Annotated in this window: 19 protein-coding genes and 2 riboswitches; of the genes, 5 read left to right on the forward strand and 14 right to left on the reverse strand. The window is 45.7% G+C overall.

Annotated elements, in window-relative coordinates; genetic code table 11:
- Positions 1 to 28: 28 nt before the first annotated feature.
- Entirely contained in the window at positions 29 to 712 is a 684-nt protein-coding gene (locus M1D67_RS21320) for a DUF3298 and DUF4163 domain-containing protein (protein WP_020453482.1), read from the reverse strand.
- 318 nt (positions 713 to 1,030) lie between these two features.
- Positions 1,031 to 1,140, forward strand: a riboswitch (SAM riboswitch).
- A 73-nt stretch (positions 1,141 to 1,213) separates the two neighbouring features.
- Between M1D67_RS21320 and M1D67_RS21325 the strand changes: the two genes are divergently transcribed.
- The 4 genes from M1D67_RS21325 (at position 1,214) to galE (ending at position 6,949) form a co-directional block, all read left to right on the forward strand.
- Positions 1,214 to 2,344, forward strand: a complete 1,131-nt coding sequence (locus tag M1D67_RS21325; RefSeq protein WP_023856917.1) for a 5-methyltetrahydropteroyltriglutamate--homocysteine S-methyltransferase — start codon at positions 1,214 to 1,216, stop codon at positions 2,342 to 2,344.
- A 343-nt stretch (positions 2,345 to 2,687) separates the two neighbouring features.
- Positions 2,688 to 4,928: a glycosyltransferase family 39 protein gene (locus M1D67_RS21330; RefSeq protein ID WP_095291305.1), complete on the forward strand. Its 2,241-nt coding sequence runs from the start codon at positions 2,688 to 2,690 to the stop codon at positions 4,926 to 4,928.
- Positions 4,928 to 5,926: a glycosyltransferase family 2 protein gene (locus tag M1D67_RS21335; protein ID WP_020453486.1), complete on the forward strand. Its 999-nt coding sequence runs from the start codon at positions 4,928 to 4,930 to the stop codon at positions 5,924 to 5,926. The genes M1D67_RS21330 and M1D67_RS21335 overlap by 1 nt, the downstream gene beginning before the upstream one ends.
- Positions 5,927 to 5,956: 30 nt before the next feature.
- The gene (gene galE, locus M1D67_RS21340; RefSeq protein WP_105981310.1) at positions 5,957 to 6,949 is read left to right on the forward strand and encodes a UDP-glucose 4-epimerase GalE; all 993 of its coding nucleotides are present in this window, start codon (positions 5,957 to 5,959) and stop codon (positions 6,947 to 6,949) included.
- A gap of 206 nt (positions 6,950 to 7,155) precedes the next feature.
- Here galE and M1D67_RS21345 read toward each other — a convergent pair whose 3' ends face one another.
- The 4 genes from M1D67_RS21345 to M1D67_RS21360 are packed head-to-tail and all read right to left on the reverse strand — an operon-like array spanning position 7,156 to position 10,692.
- Positions 7,156 to 8,295: a hypothetical protein gene (locus M1D67_RS21345; protein ID WP_224146283.1), complete on the reverse strand. Its 1,140-nt coding sequence runs from the start codon at positions 8,293 to 8,295 to the stop codon at positions 7,156 to 7,158.
- Positions 8,296 to 8,305: 10 nt separating this feature from the next.
- Complete coding sequence (locus tag M1D67_RS21350) at positions 8,306 to 9,736, reverse strand: alpha/beta fold hydrolase (protein ID WP_479831501.1); 1,431 nt, start codon at positions 9,734 to 9,736, stop codon at positions 8,306 to 8,308.
- Positions 9,737 to 9,754: 18 nt separating this feature from the next.
- Entirely contained in the window at positions 9,755 to 10,393 is a 639-nt protein-coding gene (locus M1D67_RS21355) for a hypothetical protein (RefSeq protein WP_479831502.1), read from the reverse strand.
- Positions 10,394 to 10,395: 2 nt separating this feature from the next.
- Positions 10,396 to 10,692, reverse strand: a complete 297-nt coding sequence (locus tag M1D67_RS21360; protein WP_020453491.1) for a DUF4176 domain-containing protein — start codon at positions 10,690 to 10,692, stop codon at positions 10,396 to 10,398.
- A 528-nt stretch (positions 10,693 to 11,220) separates the two neighbouring features.
- Positions 11,221 to 11,322: riboswitch (purine riboswitch) on the forward strand.
- Positions 11,323 to 11,456: 134 nt separating this feature from the next.
- Between M1D67_RS21360 and M1D67_RS21365 the strand changes: the two genes are divergently transcribed.
- A complete protein-coding gene (locus M1D67_RS21365; protein ID WP_479831503.1) occupies positions 11,457 to 12,650 on the forward strand; it encodes a nucleoside transporter C-terminal domain-containing protein in 1,194 nt (397 codons plus the stop codon).
- 45 nt (positions 12,651 to 12,695) lie between these two features.
- On the opposite strand, the gene M1D67_RS21370 is transcribed toward M1D67_RS21365, so the two are convergent.
- From M1D67_RS21370 to tenA, 9 genes are all read right to left on the reverse strand, one after another.
- Positions 12,696 to 14,777: a catalase gene (locus tag M1D67_RS21370; protein ID WP_479831504.1), complete on the reverse strand. Its 2,082-nt coding sequence runs from the start codon at positions 14,775 to 14,777 to the stop codon at positions 12,696 to 12,698.
- 146 nt (positions 14,778 to 14,923) lie between these two features.
- Positions 14,924 to 15,376 carry an AraC family transcriptional regulator gene (locus M1D67_RS21375; RefSeq protein WP_023856909.1) on the reverse strand — a complete coding sequence of 151 codons (453 nt, stop codon included), beginning with the start codon at positions 15,374 to 15,376 and terminating at the stop codon, positions 14,924 to 14,926.
- 167 nt (positions 15,377 to 15,543) lie between these two features.
- The gene (locus M1D67_RS21380; protein ID WP_095291289.1) at positions 15,544 to 16,962 is read right to left on the reverse strand and encodes a glycoside hydrolase family 1 protein; all 1,419 of its coding nucleotides are present in this window, start codon (positions 16,960 to 16,962) and stop codon (positions 15,544 to 15,546) included.
- Positions 16,952 to 18,811 carry a PTS beta-glucoside transporter subunit IIBCA gene (locus M1D67_RS21385; RefSeq protein WP_103749448.1) on the reverse strand — a complete coding sequence of 620 codons (1,860 nt, stop codon included), beginning with the start codon at positions 18,809 to 18,811 and terminating at the stop codon, positions 16,952 to 16,954. The genes M1D67_RS21380 and M1D67_RS21385 overlap by 11 nt, the downstream gene beginning before the upstream one ends.
- A 311-nt stretch (positions 18,812 to 19,122) precedes the next feature.
- Positions 19,123 to 19,956, reverse strand: a complete 834-nt coding sequence (licT, locus tag M1D67_RS21390; RefSeq protein WP_020453498.1) for a BglG family transcription antiterminator LicT — start codon at positions 19,954 to 19,956, stop codon at positions 19,123 to 19,125.
- Between the two features lie 182 nt (positions 19,957 to 20,138).
- On the reverse strand, positions 20,139 to 20,873 hold the full coding sequence (locus M1D67_RS21395; RefSeq protein WP_023856906.1) for an energy-coupling factor transporter transmembrane component T family protein: 735 nt from the start codon (positions 20,871 to 20,873) through the stop codon (positions 20,139 to 20,141).
- Positions 20,870 to 22,462: an ABC transporter ATP-binding protein gene (locus tag M1D67_RS21400; protein WP_075212851.1), complete on the reverse strand. Its 1,593-nt coding sequence runs from the start codon at positions 22,460 to 22,462 to the stop codon at positions 20,870 to 20,872. Before M1D67_RS21400 ends, M1D67_RS21395 begins: the two co-directional genes overlap by 4 nt.
- A complete protein-coding gene (locus M1D67_RS21405; RefSeq protein WP_020453501.1) occupies positions 22,437 to 23,036 on the reverse strand; it encodes an ECF transporter S component in 600 nt (199 codons plus the stop codon). The genes M1D67_RS21400 and M1D67_RS21405 overlap by 26 nt, the downstream gene beginning before the upstream one ends.
- Positions 23,033 to 23,719, reverse strand: coding sequence for a thiaminase II (gene tenA / locus M1D67_RS21410; RefSeq protein WP_096748405.1), 687 nt, complete (start codon positions 23,717 to 23,719; stop codon positions 23,033 to 23,035). The genes M1D67_RS21405 and tenA overlap by 4 nt, the downstream gene beginning before the upstream one ends.
- Between the last annotated feature and the right edge of the window lie 19 nt (positions 23,720 to 23,738).

A 23,738-nucleotide genomic window follows, 5' to 3' on the forward strand; every position in this document is an offset into this window, starting at 1 on the left:
AAAACCCCTGCGAAACAGGGGCTGTTATTTATTGATACACCGTTTTCGGCACGGCAACGACCGGATTTCCGGCAGCATAAGGAGCGACATCGTATTGCTGGAAGACGATCGCAATGCCGTCTTTTGTGTAATAAAAAGCCGTGTTTTTACCAAGGACGATGTCTTTCTTCTTCACATCCGGGAAGAAAATGTCGCTGTGTTTTTGAATATAGTCGTAAATGTATGTTTTTGTCTTATCCATTTTCGATTTTGTATTTAAGATATCTGATAAATACACCCGCTTTTTAGAGGCAAGGTCATAGTTGAAAGAGCGGACTGCCGTATTTCCGTGCGCTCCGCCGGAGTAGACGTAATTACTTGTCAGAATGCTCAGCTTTTGGCCGGTCCGGTATTTCACTTCAAAGGACGTTTGATAATCTGTTTGGTATCCGTGCTGTTGGCCGTCTTTCTTGTTTTTTACATAATCTTTGTAGGACTGCTCAATATAACGTTTAAAATCTTTGTTGATCCTATTTTGGAGAGATTTGCTGCTTACATTTGCAACCTGCGGGTATTTCAAAGCCTTAATGTTTTTGTAAGTATGGCTCGTGACCGTCGGCTTTTTTTCATTTGCCGCGTGTGCAGAAGGAAGTGCGGCCGCACCGTACAGCGCAAAAAACAATACCCCTGTTATCAGCATACCTAACGCTTTAAACACTGTTTTTTTGTTCATAAGAACCCTCCTTAATCTGTCATTGTTTATCATACCCATTTTGAAATCAGGTACACATGATAGACCGGTAAACTCGCGAGAAAGTTTCTATTTTCGGAGATAAAAATTGAAAAATATTCTAATTCACCCTGTTCGTTCAGCACCTTGTTGACCATTTGAAAGACTGTCTTGACAAAAAATTCATACGCTGATTCGATACGCCCTCCGGTTTAACCGCAGAAGAAGAAAATGAAAAACCAAATAGTTTTTTTTAACCCATTGACATTTTTATAAAAAGTATTAATATTAAAATTATTAAAAAATTGCATAAAAAGGTTTTCCTTATCAAGAGTGGTGGAGGGACTGGCCCTGTGAAACCCGGCAACCGCTGTCTATGACAGAATGGTGCTAAATCCTTAAGAGCATGTTCGTGCTCTTGAAGATAAGGAGGAGATTGAATATATCAAGCTCTTCCTTATCGGGAAGAGCTTTTTTATGTCTATAAAGAAAGAGGGATGAAGCATGACACAATCAACCGATGTACTGAAGCAAACGCCTGGGAAAAAAATCGGACCGTACAGAGCTGATCAGGTGGGGAGTCTTTTAAGGTCTGCGCCCGTAAAAAAAGCGCGTATTCAAAAAGCGAACGGTGAAATTAGCGCTGAACAACTGCGCGAAGTCGAAAACGAAGAGATCAAGCGCATTGTCGAAAAGCAAAAAGAAATTGGCCTTAAAGCCGTTACTGACGGGGAATTCCGCAGGTCATGGTGGCATTTCGATTTTCTTGAAGGGCTTGACGGCGTAGAAGGATATACAGCGGACAAGGGCATTCAATTTCATAATGTTGAAACGAAGCCGCGCGGAATCAAAGTAACAAGCAAAGTCGATTTTACAAACCATCCGATGCTGGAAGATTATAAATTTCTTCATGATATTGCGGGCACACATACGCCGAAAATGACGATTCCGAGCCCGAATATGCTGTTTTTCAGAGGAAAACTTGGAGAAAGCCCGTACGAGGATCTGGATGAGTTCCATCACGATGTCGCGCAGGCTTACAAAAAAGCGATCCGCGCATTTTACGATGCCGGCTGCCGCTATTTGCAACTGGATGACACGGCCTGGTCGGTATTTTTCTCAGACAAAGGACATGAGCAGATCAAAGCCTTCGGCCGCCAGCCTGATGAACTGCGCCAGTCCTTCGCCAACACGATTAATGAAGCAGTTGAAGGACGCCCGGACGATTTGACGGTCACCATGCACATCTGCCGCGGCAACTTCCAGTCAACATGGGTGGCGGAAGGCGGCTACGATGCGGCTGCAGAAACGATTTTCGACGGACTCAATTTAGACGGACTTTTCCTTGAATTTGATGACGAGCGCTCCGGCGGCTTCGAACCGCTTCGCTATGTCAAACGGAAAGACTTGCAGATCGTCCTCGGCCTGATCACATCAAAATTCGGAGAGCTTGAAAACCCGGATGATATTAAGCGGCGCATCGACGAAGCAGCTCGCTTCGTCGACCTGAACCAATTGTGCCTAAGCCCGCAGTGCGGCTTTGCCTCCACAGAAGAAGGCAATCTCCTGACAGAAGAGCAGCAATGGGAAAAACTGCGCCATGTCGTCGAGATCGCAGAAGACGTATGGAAATAACACCTCATATTTGAGACATGCCTCCTGACGGCATGTCTCAGAATGTTGACAAAATCCCAAAACAGCTTTTTGTTTTGGGATTTTGTCATCCTTTCAGCGTGATTGAAAACCCTTGCAGTCTAGGAAGGCCGAGCATCGGAGCGGAGCGAATGTTGGAATTCGTGAGCACCGACGCGCAGGCCTGACAACGAATGCGGGGGTTTCTCGACACGCTGGAGACATGCCTCCTGACGGCATGTCTCTTTTTTTTTGCCCCTCTATACAATTTAAAATTCCTTCTTGATTTGTTCATAGTTTGATCATATTTGGCTTCTATAATGCTCTTTAGTGAGGTGATCGAACAATGATTAAGAAAAGGAAAATCGATATATTCCTGGTCTTCATTCTTGTATTATCTGCAGCTTTAAACTTGTACGGCATCTGGAATAGTGACACAGACAACGCCTACTATACGGCGGCCGTTGAAAGTATGACCCAAAGTTTTCATAACTTTTTTTACGCATCATTTGATCCAGCAGGCTTTGTAACAGTTGATAAACCGCCGGTTGCACTCTGGATTCAGACACTTTTTGCACTTGTGTTCGGCGTGCACGGCTGGAGCGTCGTTCTTCCTGAAGCGATTGCCGAAGTGATTTCCGTAGCACTGTTGTACTTTATTGTAAAACCTACTTTTGGCAAAACGGCGGCCAGAATTTCAGCTCTTATTATGGCGTGTACGCCGATTGCCGTTGCGGTCAGCCATACAAACAACGTCGACAGCATTCTCACCCTTTGTTTGATGATTGCAACCTGGATGTTGTTTAAAGCAGTCCGGAAAGGAAAAATCGGCTGGCTGCTCGGCGCATTCTGTATGGTCGGCGTCGGCTTTAACGTCAAAATGCTGCAAGCATACATGGTATTACCGGCATTCCTGCTGTTTTACATGATTGCAGCAAAAACGACGATTCGCAAAAAAATTGTGTCTCTTATCACAGCCTTGATCGTTCTGGCAGGCGTTTCCGTTTCCTGGGCGGTAGTCGTCGATAGTCAGCCGGAGAGTTCGCGCCCTTATATTGGAAGCAGCCAGACCAACTCTGTCCTTGAGCTGGCGTTTGGCTACAACGGCATCCAGCGTCTCACAGGCCAAAACGGTGCTGGCGGGGGCGGAACCTCCTCATCTGATCAAAATCAAAAGAACCAGCAGCAGGAAATGCCGCAGCAGCAAAGCGGCGATACCGAAAACAACTCAGACTCGACAAATGGACAAATGGCTCCGCCGAGCGGGGGCGAGATGCCTTCAGGCGGACCGGACGGCCAGCAGGGTGATGTTCAAAGCGGCGGCGGAGGTCCCGGTGGCGGCACGAGCGGCATGTTTGGCACAGGAAACCCCGGCCCTCTCAGACTATTCCAATCCGAGCTTTCCGGACAGGCAAGCTGGCTCATCCCGTTTGTACTCTTCGGCATCATCGGTTTGCTGATCACGGGCCTTCGCGGTCAACGCAAATTCAATGAAATAACGACTGAAACGATTTTCTGGATGATGTGGCTTCTGCCAGTCGCTGCATTCTTCAGCGTCGCAGGATTCTTCCACCATTACTATCTGATCATGCTGGCAGCACCGATTGCCGCTTTATCAGGTGCAGGCTGGACAGCGCTCGTTCGCCTCTATCAGGAAGAAAGCGGCTGGAAAAAACAGCTTCTGCCGATCGGAATTTTGCTGACAACCGCATTTGAATTGTATATTTTGAGTCCTTATCTCAGCGAAATCGGCATCGTCTGGAGCATATTGATCGGCGCTTTTGGCATTGTCACAAGCTGCCTTCTCATCTTTTTCAAAAAAGGAAAGTCATTCAGCTACTATGTATCACTTGCAGCGCTGCTCGGCATGCTGATCGGACCTTTCTATTGGACAACAGCAACGCTCGCTGACGGTGTAAACGGCATGATTCCGCAGGCCGGACCTAAATCCGCACAATCATTTGGCGGTGGCGGCGGAGGGAAGATGCAGAATAACAACGGCAGCGGACCTCCCAGATTCGGCAGCCAAGACGGTCAAACAGACAGTGATCAAAACAACAATAACGGACCTGGCTTCGGTCCTGGTTCAAACAGCAATGATTCTTCAACTGATACCGGTTCCGGCCAAAACAGCCAAAATCAGAACGGCGAAGGCGCAAGCGGCCGTCAACAAGGCGGACCAAGCGGCGGCAGCCCTGGAAGCGGCGAATCAGTCGATGAAGAACTGTTGAGCTACCTTGAAAAGAACAACACGGGTGAAAAATATTTATTTGCGGTCTCCAGCGCAACGTCTGCTCAATCTTACATCATCAAAACAGGTAAAGCTGTCATGGCGATGGGCGGATTCTCTGGAAGCGACCCGATTTTGACGGTTGAAAAACTTGAGAAGCTCGTCAAAAACGGCGAAGTCAAGTACTTCATGATCGGCGACGGTCGAGGCCAAGACAACTCAGAAATCACTAACTGGATTAAAGAAAACGGAAAAGAAATTTCAAAAAACGAATACAGCAGCTCTTCTTCAGATAACGATTCCCAGTCAGGCGGACCTGGCGGAAATCAGACGCTTTATAAAGTGGAGCTTGATTGATGAAAGGAAAGGTGATGAATATGCAGAGACAAGTCACATTTTCAATCGTAGTCCCTGTCTACAACGAAGCGGAAGTACTTCAAAGCACCTATGACCGATTAAAAACCGTCATGGACTCGACAGGCGACCCTTATGAACTGATTTTTGTAAACGACGGTTCAAGCGATGACAGTATTCACATGCTGAAGTCGCTTGCTCAGTCAGACCCGGCAGTAAAATGCATCAATTTCTCAAGAAATTTCGGTCATCAGATCGCCATTACGGCCGGTACCGACTATGCTGCCGGCGAAGCGATCGTGGTGATCGATGCCGATTTGCAGGATCCTCCCGAATTGATTTTGGAAATGGCGGAAAAGTGGCGCCAAGGCTTTGACGTTGTATACGCCGTCCGCACAAAGCGGGAAGGAGAAACATTTTTCAAAAAGCAAACGGCCGCCATGTTCTACCGTATTTTAAGAAAACTCACAGACGTTGATATCCCGGTGGATACGGGAGATTTCCGGCTCATGGACCGGAAGGTGGTCAATGAAATGAACAAGCTGAAAGAAAAAAATCCGTTCGTCCGCGGCCTTGTCAGCTGGCTCGGGTTCAAGCAGACAGCCGTCTATTACGAGCGCCACGAACGGCTTGCAGGGGAAACGAAGTACCCGCTCAAAAAAATGCTGAAGCTCTCGCTCGACGGCATCACTTCATTTTCCTTTCAGCCGCTGAAACTGGCAAGCTACTCAGGAATCGCGCTGTCAGCGGTCGGTTTTATATATGCCTTCATCGTCGTCTGCATGAAGCTGTTTACGACAAGCACCATTACCGGGTGGTCTTCGATGATCATTCTGCAATGCTTGTTCAGCGGCTTTATCCTGATCATCCTCGGAGCGATCGGCGAATACATCGGCCGCATTTATGACGAAGTGAAAGACAGGCCGCTATATATCATTGACGGCAAATACGGATTTGAAGAACAGCGGCGGGCGGCAGCTCCGCAGCGCCATATCATGTAGAAGATAAGAGATCCAAAAGGAGGAATTCCGATGAGCATACTTGTTGTCGGGGGAGCCGGTTATATCGGTTCCCACGCCGTTTACACGTTAATTGAGAAAAAAGAAAAAGTCGTCGTTGTGGATTCCCTGGCAACGGGACACGCAGAAGCCGTTCACCCCGAAGCTGCGTTTTATGAAGGGAATATTCGCGACCGGCATTTTCTCAAGCAAGTATTTGAAAATGAGGACATTGAAGCCGTCATGCATTTCGCAGCATCACCCATTCCATCACAGTCGAATCGCGTTTTTTCTTCTTTCAACGAAAACATGACAGGCATGGAAACACTGCTTGAGGTGATGAAAGAATACGATGTCAGCCGGATCGTTTTCGCGTCAAGCGCAGCCGTCTACGGCAATCCAGACCTGCCTGTCACGGAAGAAACCGAACCTGAGCCCGTTCACCCGCACGGCAAGGTCAAACGGATGATGGAGAAAATGCTGATGGAAGCGGAAAAAGCGTACGGCCTGAAATATGTGATCCTCCGCTCCTTCAATGCGTGCGGCGCCCACCCATCCGCCATCATCGGCGAAGACCGGGGGAGCGAAACACATCTCATTTCAAATGTTCTGCGAACCGCTCTCGGACACCTTCCTTTTGTTCACATAGATCACCCTGAAAACGGAACAGGCTTCCGCGATTATGTTCACGTGCAGGATTTGGCAGAAGCACACGTGCTCGCCATCAGTCACATGCGGAAAGGCAAGGATAGCCGAATCTACAATCTCAGCTATGGCGAAAGCTACTCCGCTGAACAAATCATCCTTGCCGCCCAATATGTCACAGGCATTCCTCTCATCGCCGCAAAGCTGACAGAAACGGACATCGATTCACAAGCAACATTTGCCGCTTCTTCTTCCAAGGCCAGAAAAGAACTAGGCTGGACCCCGAAGCACAACAGCCTGATCGCAATCATCCGCGACGCCTGGAACTGGCACTCTGCGAATCCGAATGGGTATGCGGCGGAGAAGGTGAGAAAAGGGTGAAAAATGAACTGCACCTCCTATCGTTAGATAGTGTCTAACTATGGAGGTGCGGTTTTTTCTCCATCGTCTTTGCGGTAGTTGGTGATCATCGGCAGGCCATTGAAATGTTTTTATTTGAGTTCCAAAAATGACAGAAGGCTTGTCCCAATTTTGTGGCCTACCTTTGTCAAATAAGAAAAGGACTGAATAAAAACTCTTCAGTCCCTCTATGATTCAATTCCTAAATCAACTAAATAAGCGGTTGGCTGTTGTTTGTTTTTTTGTAAATCGATTAGTACATTAACAGCTCCTGCTGTCCCAATTGTCTTCCCGTGATAGGAAATATACAAAACTACATAATCTTTATTAAAATAATGAATATTAGCTATCCTTGCATCGCCCGCATTAAAATCCATCTCTTTCGCAATTTGTTTGAAGTCAATCTTAAATTGAGCTTCATATTTGTCATTTCCTTTTAAATAATTATCCACGGTTTGTATCTGTTGAATACCATCAGCCATTACATTTGTTTCTTTTTCTTTTGCTCCGTTAATATAAACATATTTACCGTCTTCGCTCAGAATATCAGTGTCTTTAATTTTCCGGACTTTATTCGTCTTTTTTTCGAAAATGTATTTACCGAATAACTTACGATATGATCCATCCTTCGTTACATTTGAAAAAACGGATAAGTATTCCTTCAGTTTCCCAGACTCAATTGTTGCATTTAACTCATCTTCCTTGACAATCCGGTATTGTGAAAAATCTCCTTTTAAAAAAAGATAATATATTTGTCTGTCCCCGAAGTCACCATTTTTAAATTTTTCATATACGTCTACTTGTATAAGCATGCTGTCTTTGCTAACAGCTGTTAACGCCAGATGTACTTTTTTACCCTTAGCTGATGGAAACTCTATTTTTTTTTCTCCGCTTTTTGTTTTCACTTTTAGAACATTCTTTTTATCTAATGTCATTTCCGGCAGATTATGTTCAAGTTTATTGTGGATAAGTTTTTCTTTAGTTAAAAATTCAGTTGTTTTCAAATCATGTAATTTTGTTGCAGGATATTTTTTAGCTGAAAGAAAAGGTCTGTAAAAATCCTCTAGTTCCTCATCGCTATATTGATAGTACCGTAGCCCCTTTTTATCACTGCGCATGATCGTATATGTACTATTTTGATAACTAAGAGTTGCATCTGTCGCTAAGTCTAGTTCATGTCTCATAAATTCTCCAAATGCTGGACTGTCTTCTTTCGGTAAGCCTTTTTTATAGTTGACTTCCTGAACATCATCTTTGCCGCAGCCGGTGATGGTGAGCAGCAGAAATACCATTAAAAAAAATATACTTATAAACCCTTTCTTTTTCATCGATCTTCTCCTATTCTGCTTCTTTTTTGTTAACCTCTCGAATTAAGTCTACAAATTCAGAGTCTTCAACTTCATAAATATGTCCAGGATTGGTGACACCGGAACCTTTTACTTCTATTTCTGGCTTTTTATCAATGAGATCACCTAATATGTCCCCATGTTGACTTTCAACTGAAACGATATCATCACTGTTTATTTTATGTTTTCCGCTTGCAGTATAGTAAGGGGAAAAACTCACAGTATCCTCTGTTCTGTATCCCGCCGCAGCGGTAATGTCCATTTTCTGTAGCTTTTGATAGACTTCAGGATTGGCAGATTTCAAATGATTAATGTCTTCAGTCATCGCTTCACTGTCCATATCAGTGTAGGCATTACTGTAGTTTTTTCCATTATCATTGTTTTTGTTATCTTCATTAAAATCTAAATAATCACTCGTATTCATAGTATCTCTTCCAGCAGCATTGTCTGCAATCCAGCGTGCTCTATTAGCACCGGTAGCTAAGAGATTTTTATCATATGGCGTTCCGATTGTTGTTATGCTCCGCACATGATCAGGGTAATCCATCGCAAATTGCAGTGATCTTCTTCCGCCATAGCTGTGGCCAAACATATCGATCTTTGTTGTATCATTCATCAACCCCATCTCATTTAACTTTTCTGCTAAATCGTCACTTGTTGCTTGCCGATGCTCATTTGGTTCATTTGTGTCATAAACAATATGGAGACGACCGTTTGTGTTGAAATATTCAAGACCTTTTATTTCTTCATAGGTTTCCTTTGTGTATATTTTTCCATATTCGTCAATAAAATAGTATTCATAAACATATTCGTTTTTTTCATTTTTCGTAATACGAACGATAAGGTCACCCTTCTGCGCAGCATCTTTTACACTTTTATAGAAACCATTCCCACTATCCTCAATCCCATGCACATAAACAGAAACATTCTTATAATCCGAAAAATCGCCTTTCACATGATTAACTGAATTATACAAGATTGAGATATCTGTCAAAGCTTCGCGCATTGGGGCGCGGTGGGTGCGGGCGACATTGCTGAAATCTTGTTCAACCTGATCAAGGCCATTTTTTAGATTCTCGTATTGGCTAATTAAAAGAACGACGTCACTCGTAATATTGTTGCGTTTTCTTAAGTCTTCCGGTGAGGGGTCTTCCATAGACTCAAACTTGCGCTTAGCATTCTCCTGACAATCTTTTAAATCTTTTATCCAATCGTTGATTTCCGATTTGATATCCGCCACATTAAAATTCATGACGTTTTTTGATACAAAGTTCGGAAGTTCTTTATTTTCTATCGATACCCATATTTTATTAAAAGCTTCAAGCAAACGGCTGGATTGAGCGTGCTGCAGCATTCGATTTGCTCTTCTTTCATGGCTTTTGATCATGTTTGTGATTTCTGGCTCTCTATTATAATATGCCATAACTCTAGTTCCCTTCCATCATTTCACTCTTTGCAGTTGTTGTGAGATTACGTTATCGACGCGCTTTAATTCCTTAATGATGTTTTTGGCATTTGCTGAAAGTTCTTTGACTCTTTTTTTAAGCTCCGTCATGATCGATTTGATGTGCGACTTTGCATCAGACCAGACGTCATCGAATTTTTCCCACGGAAACTCTGTTTCATACATCATTTCTCTGAGCATTGTGTCAAAATGGTGCAAAACTTCATCTAATGTAGATAGATTTGATTCAAACTTTCCGGTTGCCTGGTGTAACGATTCACCGTTTACTTTAATTTCACTGTGAACTCTTTCAGCCGAAAACGTATGGCTTCTTTCTGAGCGTGACTGCGGCTGAACATTGGCCGGTTTGTCGGATTCGTCCGTCAGTTCGACCGCTTTTGCAAAACACCGCACACTGTCTGCAAAATATAATAAACAGCTGCTCGCTTTACCGAAAAAGTTGATGTTGTCACTCATTTTTTTCTGCAGCGCTGCGGCGGCTTTTCCGCTGTGCCGGTCTAATTCTTCACGAAAAAACACCATGTTCTCAAATACATGGCTAAAGGCGTTTTCCAGCTGACTAATGGTCCCCGCTGCCTTATGTGAAAGTTCTTTGTTGAAGCGAAAATGTCCCATCGTCATTGCTCCTTATTTTCGTTTTTTCCTGCTTCAGCTTCTGTTAGCAACTCATCAAGCTGCAATTCTTTTTGATCTACATATCCGTAATGGTACACAACTTCTATATCTTGTTTATTAAATAAAACTAGCTGCTCTTTCGGATCGGTAAAACCGTTTGGATAGTCGACAGCTGCATAATCTCTGATGACATGGTTTGTCTCAGAAAACATTTGCCGCCCGATGATAAGCAGACGTCTTGAATCATTATGTAAGCCGACAACACTGCCGACAGGAAGATAGTTCTTTTTTAATAGCATAATTGATTATCCCTCTTTTTCTCTGAAATTGGACATATATACAAGTTGTAAAAACATAGGAAAATCATAGCAAAAAGGTATCATTTCATTCAACGAACTAAAGTACCGTGAAATTTTACCTATTCAAATCAAAGACTTTTGATTTAAGGTTCGCTCTTTATGTAAGGTTTGTCGGTGTCATTAGTATGTTACAGTGAGCACTTAGCACTGAAACGATTCATCATACTTACGGAACCTTTCAGATAAAGTTTCACAAAAAAAACCGCCATAGTAGGCGGCGGCATCATGAAATATAAAGCGCAATCGCTTACGATTCTCCTCTAATAAAAAGAATCTTATCTCCTTCCATTTTTCGTCTGTTGTTCTGTGCATGGTGACTTCCCGCTTGAAAAGCCGGCTTTCTCTCAGAGGATTTGCTGTGCATCTCTCAATATGCAACCTTCTTTAGAAGTGACTTCATTTAAAAAACTATTGTGAAAATATATTTTTAGCTTGAATTTTACACAAACTCGAGATAAAATACAGTCAAAATAATAGAAGCTCACTTCTTGTATATAATCAGTAATAGGGTCTGATTGTTTCTACCTGGCAACCGTAAATCGCCAGACTACAAGGAAGTTTGAATAGATTTGATCATGTAAAAAGTGTATTGCGCAAACAATATATCTATTTTTTATTTGCTCTTATTTTTCATGCTTTCTTTATCGGAACCCATGAAAAGTAAGAGCTTTTTTATTTTCAAAAAACATTCGGGAGTTGGCATCATGTATTTTCTCATTAACATTTTAGGCATTTTCATTGTCATGTCCGTGATTTATTTTTGTTCCCCGCGAAAGAAAAGCGTAAAATGGAGGCCGATTCTCTCCCTTTTCATCGTTGAGCTTTTGGTGACTTGGTTTATGCTTGGGACAAAAATCGGCGGATGGGCCATCAACCTGATCGCCTCTTTCTTTTCGTGGCTGATCGCTTGTGCAAGCGACGGTATTGCGTTTGCCTTTCCGTCCGTGATGGGCAATGAAACCGTTGACTTTTTCTTCAGCGCCTTGCTGCCGATTATCTTTGTGGTGACATTTTTTGATATACTGGCTTATTTCGGAATTTTAACATGGATGATTGATAAGATCGGCTGGGTGATTTCGAAAGTCTCGCGCCTTCCTAAATTAGAAAGTTTCTTTTCGATTCAAATGATGTTTCTGGGCAATACTGAAGCGCTCGCCGTGATTCGCGGGCAATTGGCCGTATTAAAGGACAACCGCCTGCTGACGTTCGGCATTATGAGCATGAGCAGTATCAGCGGATCGATTCTCGGTTCTTATTTAACGATGGTTCCTGCAACATACGTATTTACAGCGATTCCATTGAATTGCTTAAATGCGTTGATCTTGGCCAGCATTTTAAACCCGGTAGAAGTCACTAAGGATGATGACATCATTTACGTACCGCCAAAAGAAGAGAAAAAGGACTTTTTCTCAACGATTTCAAACAGCATGATGGTCGGAATGAACATGGTCATCGTCATTCTCGCCATGGTCATCGGATATGTCGCTTTAACCTCATGTTTGAACGGAATGTTGGGGTTGATCATAGACGGTTTGACGATTCAAAAAATCTTTTCTTACATCTTCAGTCCGTTCGCATTCCTGCTTGGACTGGCGCCGGGTGACGCGATGTATGTCGCACAGCTGATGGGGATGAAACTCGCCACAAACGAATTCGTCGCGATGATGGATTTAAAAACGCAGCTAGATGCGATTTCGCCCCATACAGCCGCCGTGGCCACAACATTTTTGACGTCGTTTGCCAACTTCAGTACGATCGGAATGATCTATGGAACGTACAATTCCTTATTTAACGGAGAAAAATCAGCGATTATCGGAAGAAATGTGTGGAAGCTCCTTGTCAGCGGAATAGCGGTGTCGCTGTTGAGCGCGGGGATTGTCGGGCTGTTTGTGTGGTAGAAAAATAGAGTAAAAGGGCAGGCATTTAGCCTGCCTCTTTTTTTATTAAACTTGTCTATCCCAATGGCGGTGCCCGCCGATCGCTTCGACCAGCTTTTTGCCGAAGTCGTCTTTGCTCTTATCATCGCGAGAGATGATAATGCCCGGCTGTGCTGCCGCGTGGGACCCGGCGGCGGACAGCAGGAGACCGATCCCTTTGCCTGCGGCTCCGATCGCTTTATAATGTCCGAATGCTTCATTGATAAAATCCGATGCGGCTTTATGCAATTGCAGGCGTTCAATGCTTTCTTGGCCGCCCGGAATATAAACGGCATCGTACAGCACGGAATCGACCGTCTGCAAAGTGTTACCGACTTCTATTTCTGTACCGCCGGTCCCTTTGATCACGCCGAGTGCCGAGCTGACGATGTCCGGAATGATGTCGGCTTTTTTGAACTCTTTCAACACCCGGCTGATGTCCTCATCATCAAAACCTTGCTCTGCTAAAATGGCGACGGTCCTCGTCTGCGGCAGTTTGACCGTGTTTTCCTGGCTGAGCGCAGGGGATTTGAACGTCACATTGGAGCCTTCGTCTTTTTCAGGGGGCTCTACGCCTACACCGGCAGCGATTTGCTTGGCAAGCTCCCTGTCAACCCGGTTAAACATATGAACGACTTGGCGGCGGACGTCCTTGCTTTTGACCTTTCCGACTTCAAAGCGGAACGCCGAAATGATATGTTCTTTTTCAACGGGAGACATGCTGTTCCAAAACAGCTTCGCCTGCGAATAGTGATCATTAAAGCTTTCGCTGCGCTGGCGGATTTTTTTGCCCTCGACTTTTTCCTCGTAGTGCACATATCCGCCTTCTTCTTCTGAAGCAGGCGCCGGATCGTTGTTTTGCAGCGAATTTTTATGATAAGCGACAGGCCCTTTGTTAATCGTCATTCTGTGATAGCCGTCATACTGGTTGTTATGGAACGGACAGACCGGCCGGTTGATCGGAATTTCATGAAAGTTCGGACCTCCCAATCGGATCAGCTGTGTGTCCGTATAGGAAAAGAGCCGGCCCTGCAAAAGCGGATCGTTTGTAAAATCGATTCCCGGAACAACGTGGCCCGGATGGAAAGCGGCCTGTTCCGTTTCGGCAAAAACGTTATCCTGGTTTCGATTCAGCGTCATTTTACCGATGATCTTAACAGGAACCATTTCTTCCGGCCAAAGCTTTGTCGGATCAAGGATATCAAAGTCAAACTTGAACTCGTCTTCTTCGTCAATCATTTGCACGCCAAGCTCATACTCCACTTCATCGCCTCTTTCGATCGCTTCCCAAAGATCGCGGCGGTGATAGTCGGGATCTTTCCCGGCGATTGTCTGCGCTTCGTCCCAGACGAGCGAATGGACGCCAAGGACGGGCTTCCAGTGAAATTTAACAAAGCGCGCCTTGCCTTCTTCATTTACAAACCTGAACGTATGAACGCCGAAGCCTTCCATCATCCTGTAGCTTCGCGGAATCGCCCTGTCAGACATCGCCCACATGATCATGTGAGCCGTTTCTTCATTGTTGGCGACAAAGTCCCAAAACGTATCGTGCGCCGTAGAAGCCTGCGGCATTTCGTTATTCGGTTCCGGCTTAAAGGAATGCACCAGGTCAGGGAACTTGATGGCATCCTGAATGAAGAAAACAGGGATGTTGTTGCCGACGAGATCATAGTTCCCTTCTTCTGTATAAAACTTTGTCGCGAATCCTCTGACATCACGGACGGTATCACCCGAGCCCCTGGAACCGGCTACAGTCGAGAACCTGACAAACACCGGTGTTTTCACTGACGGATCTTGAAGAAACTTTGCTTTCGTATATTCCGTCATCGGCTCGTAAACCTGGAAATAGCCATGCGCGCCAAAACCCCTCGCATGGACGACCCGCTCCGGAATCCGTTCATGGTCGAAATGGGTCATTTTTTCACGGAAATGAAAGTCCTCCATCAGCGTCGGACCGCGCACGCCTGCTTTTAAGGAGTGCTCGTCTTCAGATACGCGTAAACCTTGGTTCGTCGTCATTTTTTTGCCCCGGTTGTCAGACCGGTACTGTTCAAGTTGTTGATCCTTGCTGTGCTCATTGACTTTGCGGCGGCCATCATTGTTATTCACTTGTCATCCCTCCCCATTCTTATTCCCTATGTAGTTGATCTGGATTGCTATTTTATGATTTACCCTGTCTATCAGCGAGTTAAACGCAACGCTCGTTAAAGGGAAATGTAATTTTAATAAATTCAAAGTTTGGACAAGAAAATGAATTAAACCGATTTTAAAGGTACACATATTTCACAATACCGGTTGCTCACCATATCACCCGTGTATTTTTCCATTATTGGTCTATTGTCCAGTTGAAATTCATTGTTTTGCAGAGATGAAAAAATATCAGAATATGCTTTTTGAATATCTTCTGCTGTATGTTTAACATCATAAATCAGGTATTTTCCGCCGGAAATCTCCCCTTCAAAAACTGAATCATCGACTTGATAATCATGCGGTATCACAATACAAGCATCAAATCTACACTGATCAGGAGATGTTGTTTCCGGGTTATCCTGTGGAATCGCAAACAGAATGGCAGACTCAAGAAGACCTTTTTCCTTAGCCCATTTTTTTAATGCCTCCATTACCTCAATATTGGCAGGACCGTACGGACCAACTCGTCGCATATAAGCAATACGATAGTTTGGAAGTGTTTCAACTTTGAATGTCATAGATTTTTTCTTCCTTTCCTGATTGTTGTTCGTTACGTTTCGAATGTAACATGCTTTAAAACTAATTACATTTACATTTTTAAAATTTTCTGTAAATTTTAAAAATGATCATTTTCACAACAAAAAAGAGGATATTCAGAGATCATCTGAACATCCTCTTTCTTTGTTTAATCTAGTGTTTCGCCGTTTGAAGCAATCAAGTCTTTATACCAGTAAAAGCTTTTTTTGCGAATGCGGCGCAAGTCTTTCAAATCAAATTCGTCGCGGTTCACATAAATAAATCCGTAGCGTTTTGAACAGCCTTGATGGGTTGAAATCAAGTCGATGGCAGACCATGGGGAGTAGCCGAAAACATCGACTCCATCCGTGATCGCCAGCTGAATTTGCTTGATATGTTCCTTTAAATAATCGATGCGGTAGTCGTCATTTACGACATCTCCGTCTTCAAGCTGATCAAACGCGCCGAGGCCGTTCTCAGTGATGATCAGCGGCAGCTGATAGCGGTCATAGATCTCGCGCAGCGTCGAACGGAAACCGACAGGGTCGATCTCCCAGCCAAATGCGTTTTTCTTTAAGTGCGGATTGCTGCTTCCCCTGTATACGCCTTCTTCTCCCGTCTGCAAATGCTGGTCGCCGCCTCGGGCAGCCGTGTCGCTGCCGTCATCCCTGCTCGCTTCAGCCGTTTGCGACGTATAGTAGTTAAACGCGATAAAGTCCGGCTTGGCTGACCGCAGAATAACCATATCTCCTTCGGCGATGACCGGTGTGCAGTCTTTTTCTTTCATATATGCCCATGCCGTTGTATTGTACCGTCCGAATACGGCCATATCCAAGTAAAGCCAGTTGCGGATCGCATTATAGTTAAAAGCCGCCAGCACGTCCTCCGGTTTCGAAGAAGCAGGATAGATGAGCGCGATATTCGGCGCAGGGCCGATTTTCGCTTCCGGCAGCATCTCATGGCAAAGCTTGATCGCTTTTGCCTGTGCGACAAGCATGTGATGGTTTTGCTGATATAGCTCTTTTTTCGGGTTTTCCAAGTTTGGATCAAGTGTGCCGAGTGCAGATCCGTGGAGAATCATCATATTTTGCTCGTTGATGGTCAGCCAGTATTTGACGCGGTCTCCGTAGCTTTCAAAAAGGATTCTCGCATACTTTTCAAAGGCGTCAATCGTGGCCCTGTCCGACCAGCCGCCTTTTTTCTGCAAAGCATTCGGCAGATCAAAGTGGTACATCGTAACAATCGGTTCGATTCCATATTTCAGGAGTTCATCGATCAAACGGCTGTAAAATTCGATGCCCTTCGGATTAATATCGCCGTCCCCGTCCGGAATGATGCGCGTCCAGGCAATCGAAAAACGGTACGCTTTGAAGCCCATTTCCGCAAACAAAGCGATATCTTCTTTATAGCGGTGGTAATGGTCGCTTGCGACTTTAAAATCGGTTGTCCCTTCCGGGTAGCTTTCGCGCGCATCGATGACAGAAGGCCCTTTTCCATCTTCATCCCAAGCGCCCTCCACTTGATAAGCGGAAGTAGACGCACCCCACAAAAATTCTTCCGGAAATTGAGCTAATGTTTTATATTTCATGATTATTTTCCTCCCATGGTGATGAAATTAAAGTGATGATCGGTTCTTCAGTTTTCACCTGTTTTTGATCCGTTGGAATGATATCCGTGTATTGAACGGAATTTGTAACGATGATTGGTGTTTTCACGTCAAACCCTTCTTCTTTCAAAGCGTCCAGATTGAATTCTGCGAGTATATCACCCCGTTTCACTTTTTGCCCCTGCTCGACCTTGGAATTGAAGTGCCTTCCATCGAGTCTGACCGTGTCCATCCCGATATGAATCAAAATCTCGGCTCCGCTTTCTGACGTTATGCCGTATGCGTGACCCGTCGGAAATGCCGTTGTCACGATGCCGTCCGCAGGGGCGGTGACAACGCCTTTTGACGGAAGCACCGCGATTCCTTTTCCAAGCGCCCCCGATGCGAACACTTTATCTGTTACTTCTGTTAACGGCAGGACTTCTCCTTGCAAAGGGCTGTAAATTGGTTCACCGGCGCTTTTTTCAACGGGCTGCTCTTTCGTCTCCTCCACAGGGTCGTCAAAGCCGACAATGTAAGTGAGCAAAATTGATAAAACAAACGAAACTGTAATTCCGATGATAAAGCCGAGAAAGCCCGGTCCGTAAAAAATCGGAATCGTCAACAAGCCCGGAGCGCCGGAAGCGAGGGCGACACTGCCGGAGTATCCGATAATGGCTCCGCCTGCCGCTGCACTGATGACACCGCATACAAACGGCTTTTTCAGCCTGAGTGTCACCCCGTAGACGGCCGGCTCTGTAATCCCGAATATCCCGGTAACGGCAGCAGATCCTGCCAATGCTTTCAACTTCTTGTTTTTCGTCTTCAGCATGACACCAAACGCAGCTCCTGTTTGGGCAAAGACGGCGGCTGCCGTCGCCGGTTTGATGTAGTCCTTGCCGTGGACGGCAATGTTGTTCAAAATGACAGGGACGATCCCCCAGTGAATGCCGAAGATGACAAGGATTTGCCATAAGGCCGCGATAATCGCTCCTGCCAGAATCGGGCTGACATCAAAAACGGACAGAATCGCCGCCGCAATCCCGTTTCCTGTGTAAACACCGAGCGGTCCGAATACGATCAAAGTTAACGGCACCATCACCGTCAGGCATAATAAAGGGGTGATAAAGTTCTTCACGCTTTCATGAATAAAGCGCATACATAATCTTTCAAGATAGCTCATTACAAATACGGCAAGGATAATCGGGATAACGGTCGACGTATAATTCATCAAGACGACCGGAATGCCGAAAAACTCCGTCTGGGCGCCGCTGTTTTTCAGTTCGAGTATCGTTGGATAGATCAGCGCCCCGGCAATCGTCAGCGCTATGAACGGGTTCGCTCCAAATTTTTTGGCGGCCGTAACGGCGAGCAGCAAAGGCAGGAAATAAAACAGGCTGTCGGCTGCCGCGTATAGAATCGTATATGTCGTCTCTTCCGGCGAGAGCCAGCCGGCGTTTGTGCAAATCAAAAGCAGGCCTTTTAAAATCCCCGCTCCTGCCATGACGCCGAGCAGCGGAGTGAAAATGCTAGATACGATATCTACCAATCTACCGGCGAGGCTTCCTTTCTCTTTTTGGCTGTGATCGGCCGCAGAACCTTCCAACAGTTGAGAGATCCGGCCGATTTCTTTATAGACTTCAGGAACGTTATTGCCGATAACGACTTGAAATTGTCCGCCGCTCTCCACTACGGTTACCACGCCATCCGTATTTTCAAGCGCTTCCCTGTCTGCTTTGGAACGGTCTTTCAGTTTGAAGCGAAGCCTTGTCGCGCAATGGACTAGCGATACAACGTTCTTCTCCCCGCCGACGCGCTCCAGAATTTCTTTTGCCATTGATTGAACATCCATCGTTGATCATCTCCTGTCTCTCCTAAAGCCCTATTAAGCTGTTAAAAAATAAAAAACCTAAACTAAAGCCAGTACAAAGAAGGCTTAGTTTAGGTTTTGCCTGCCGAACAGTAACAATCCCGTTTTAAGACATGATGAAAATAAAAAAACCTAAATCACTGTGAAAAACAAGGGCATAAGAATCCCGCTCACAGTCATTTAGGTTTTGCCTGCATGATCAGTAACAATCCTAACAACCTGTATAAGTTGATGTAAGTAAAAAGTAGCATACATTTATCCAATTGTCAACGCTTTCATTTTAGCATCATCCTCTATTTTTGATGAACGACCCGCTCGATATGAATCGTCAAATACAGAAGCTCTTCGTTTGTCAGCTGATGACCGTATTCTTTTTCGATGTACTGCCTGATTTTATTTGTACACACATAAGCGTCGCGGTACTTATTTTTGACGGTTTCAAATAAAAAGTCGTCCCGGCTTTCCATATAGGCTCCGCTGAACAGCCGCTGCGCGAAAAATTTCAAATGGGTAATGAAGCGGTAATAGTGAAGCGATTCTTCGTCAAAATCGATATGAAAGTGATATTTGACGATGCTTAAAATCTCCTGCATGACTTTCGTAATATTGACGATGTTCGGCATTTCTTCATTCAGCTCGGCGTTTACGATATGGAGTGCGATAAAAGCGGCTTCATCCTCCGGAAGAGCTGTCCCCGTCTTCTTTTCAATGATGGCCAGCGCCTCTTTGCCGATGGCGAACTCATCTTTATACAGCCGTTTTGTCTCCCAAAGCAGGGCGTTTTTAATATCCAGACCCTTTTTATGCCGTTCGACGGCGAAATGAATATGGTCGGTCAGCGAGACATAAATACTGTCATTCAGCTTCTTGCCGAGCTTTAATTTCGCATAGGAGATAATTTCTTCAGACATTTCCATAAATTCGATCGGAATTTCGTCCAACAGCGTCTTAAATCTTTCTGATACATCTTTATTATCAAGCCTGAAAATCTTCTCGATTCTCGATTCATCCACCGCTTCCCCAGGCTTTTTTTGAAAAGCGATTCCCCTGCCCATGACCACTAATTCCTGACCCTGTTCATTTAAAACACTGATCACATTGTTGTTGATCACTTTGGCAATTTTCACATCGCGCCACTCCCATCTTGTAAGGGGATTTTTTATATTTCTTTTTTCATATGGTACACATTGATTGTACAATCTTTTTGGCCTAGGTCAATATGTTTCAGTCAACGTCCGAAATATTTACATTTTACAGAATGCCCGATTTATAAAAAAAGAGCCGCAGTGCGGCCCTGTAAAAAACCCTCTTAAAAAATGAGCAAAATTCCCGCTGTGACTGACGCCAGACCCGCAAAATAAACGAAGTCTTTTCCGGAAAGCCGCGCTGTTTGATAGTAGGTGCGGTCTTTTGCACCGGTAAACCCTCTCGCTTCCATGGCAACGGCGATTCTTTCCGACTTGCGGATGCCTTGCGAAAACAAAGGCAGCGCATAGCGAATAAACGCCTTCCAGCTGTTTTTTTGCTTATAGCCCCTGATTTTGTGCGCCGCCTTCATTTGCGAAAGCTCAGACTGAAAAAGCGGGACAAAACGGAAGCCGGCCAGCAAGCCATAAGCCCACTTAGGCGACAGCCTGCATTGATGAATCAGGCTCATAATAAACTGCGTCAAATCGGTTGTTGATGTAAACAAAAGACCGTATGTGACAAAGCCGAGCATCCGGAGCGCGATTGTCAGCCCATTGCCGACGCTTTCCTCGGTGACACGGAACCAGGCCCATTCCCAAATCGTTTCCTCGCCTTTTCCAAAAGCGGCCATCATCCAAAAGACGAGAATAAAAAAGACGAGATAAGGCAACAGCCGCTTACTTAAATAAGACAAAGTCCATCCCCCGAAAAAAATTCCGACGGCAACCGCAAACAGCCAAATGAATAGAGTCGGTTTCGGATTTGAAACAAACATGAGCAAGCACATGACCAGGAGGTGGGAAAAGAGCTTGGCGCTCGGGTTCAATGCCGAAAGAAGTGAACCATTGCTTTTCATACGGGAACCCTCTCCTTTCTTTCATGCATGAACCGGTAATGAAGCGGCGGTATCAATGAAAAGCGGCGGACGAGGCCTTGATCAGAAAATAATCGATACGGCGTTCCTTGAAATGCCGCTTTCCCTTGATGAAACACGATGACACGGCCGGAATGCTCATCTACGATGTCCATGTCGTGCGTCACCATCACAATCGTCGTTCCCCGTTCCTGCCGTTCCTTTAACCGCTTGATTAATTCTTGCGCCGTCCTTTCGTCCTGACCGAATGTCGGCTCGTCAAGCAGCAGCAGATCCTGGTCAAACAAAAGCATTGTCGCAACGCTTAAACGCCGTTTCTGCCCGAGGCTTAATGTAAAGGGGTGCGCTTTTTGATGAGCGTCAAGTCCGAATTCCCGCAGCAATTCAGCCGTTTTCTTTTCGACCCGGTCCTCCGGCCATCCCCGCTGCCTCGCCCCGAACGCGATCTCGTCAAACACCGTGTCCCGAATAAATTGAAGCTCGGGATTTTGAAAGACAAAGCCGGCCTTCTCATAGAGCGTCCGGTCGGACCATTTCTTCAGCTCCCGATCCTCAAGATAAAGGCGCCCTTTTTTGACGGCTTCAAGCCTGATCAGACTTTTTAAAAACGTACTCTTTCCGCTCCCGTTCTCGCCGATGACCGAAATCCATTCTCCCCTTGGAATCTCAAGGGTGATGCCGTCGGCAACGATCTTTTTCCGATAGCCGATCGCCGCGTCGTCTGCGCGGATCAATATGTCTCTGTCAGCTGCAGGCCTGTTTTTCGCCTCCTCCTCTTTCATTTTCAATGTAGAAGAGAGCTTGACGGCGAGCGGATGATCATCTTGTGTGATGACATCTTCCCATACCGCAGGGTACAGTTTCGGCTGCCAGATGCCCGCCGCTTTCATCTCCGGCTGAAAATGTTTCACGATTTCTTCCGGCTTTCCGTCAGCGATGATCTGTCCCTTTCCATTGAAAAGAATGACGCGGTCCATCCACTCGATACAGCCGTCCAGCACGTGTTCGACGAACACCATCGTCTGTCCGCTTTTTCGTGAAACGTTACGAAGCAAGGCAAAGATGTCTTTCCGGCTGGCCGGGTCCAGCTGCGCCGTCGGCTCGTCAAAAAACAGCACTTCAGGCTCCAGAGCGAGCAGGCACGCTAATGCCAGTCTCTGCTTCATACCGCCTGACAAGGTTTCGATCGGCGTTTTCTTATCTATCTTTAATCCGACTTGCTCCATCAGCTCCGAGATGATGCCGTCCATATCTTTTGGGGAGACGGACCGGTTTTCTAGGCTAAAAGCGATTTCCTCATCAACATGAAGCATGCAGAACTGCGAATCCGGATCCTGAAACATAACGCCGGCGCTCTTTCTGCGATTGACCTCTCCGCTGACCTCAGCTTCGACATGTTCAGGAATGATGCCGGAAAGCACGGACAACAGTGTCGATTTGCCGCTTCCGCTCGGACCGAGTATCAGCACTTTCTCTCCCTGCCCAATCGACAGCGAGACCCGGTCTAGGACTGTTTCAGGACGATGATAAAAACGGACGGAAAGGTTACTGCATCCGAGAAATGAACGCATCGGCATCATCCTTCTTCCGCTGTTCCTTCATGATCTCATACTGATTCAGGACTCCCGTTTTCGCAAGCGCTTCGACAACGGCTTTTGCCAGCCAGCCGCCGAGTACAATGCCGCTGATGATTTGGATGATAAGCGTCATGATCAGCGTTTGCGTCGTATAGTAGGCAAAACCGTTCGCCATCAGGCTGTATGTCATGCTTCCGACCGCGGCAAGCGCACCGGAAAGCATAAGGGTAAACAAGTTGTAACGCTTATAGCGAAAGATCGCAAACGCGATTTCCGCACCGGCTCCCTGGAACACACCGATTAATAATGCTGACAGTCCAAAGTGGCTTCCGGTCAGCAGTTCGACCGCCGCAGCTGCCGTCTCGGCAATCAGCGCCGCACCCGGTTTACGGATGATATAAGCGACAATCGGGCTGGCGATCACCCAAATGCCGAACATAAAGTTCGCTCCGACAGGCCCGACAATAGCTGAAACAGGGATCCACAAGGTGGACCATCCTAAGTAAATGACGCCGCATGCAACGGACAAGATCACTGCCATCACGACTTCTTTCATGTTCCAATTCATCGTCTCACCGCCTCCATTTCCACAGGCCAATCTTCAACTGTATAAGCCATCTCCCAAAAGCCGTATTCAAGCTGACAGCTTTGCAAAAAAAGCTCCTTCATTTTTTCTTTTTCAGCCTTGCCCGCTGTTTCGGCCCATTCATCCAGGCGGGCGCAAAACTTCGTCGTGATTGAATCGGTTCTGTCTCCGTAAAAACAGATCCAGTCATAAAATGGATGCGACGGGTCAGGCTGAACGTCCATCATCAGTTTTTTTCCGATCTCCCAATATGTCCACGGACAAGGCAGCAAGACGGCTAATATCTCTCCCAGCGTGCCTTCGTGCGCCGTCGTCAGCATATGGTGGATATAATGATGGGCAGAAGGCGCAAGCGGATAGCCCTGCAGAGATTCATACTCCACCCCCGCGGCCCGGCACAGGTTGTTGTGCGGGTGCACTTCGCTGTTTAATACAAATGAAATCTGCTCATGAAACATCTCCATGTCTTTCCGGTTTTGACACTTGGAAATTGCAATTCCGTAGATTTGAATAAAAGCGTTCAAATACTCGTAATCTTGCTTCACATAATGAATAAGCTGCTCCTTTTTCAGCTTGCCGGACGCCAGTCCCAATACAAACGGATGCTCAAAAATGGCTTCAAAAATAGGGTCTGCCTCGCGGCGAAGTTCTGCAGAAAAACTCATGTAGATAGCCTCCTCAGCA

This window comes from Bacillus sp. PK6-025 (genome assembly GCF_056530265.1).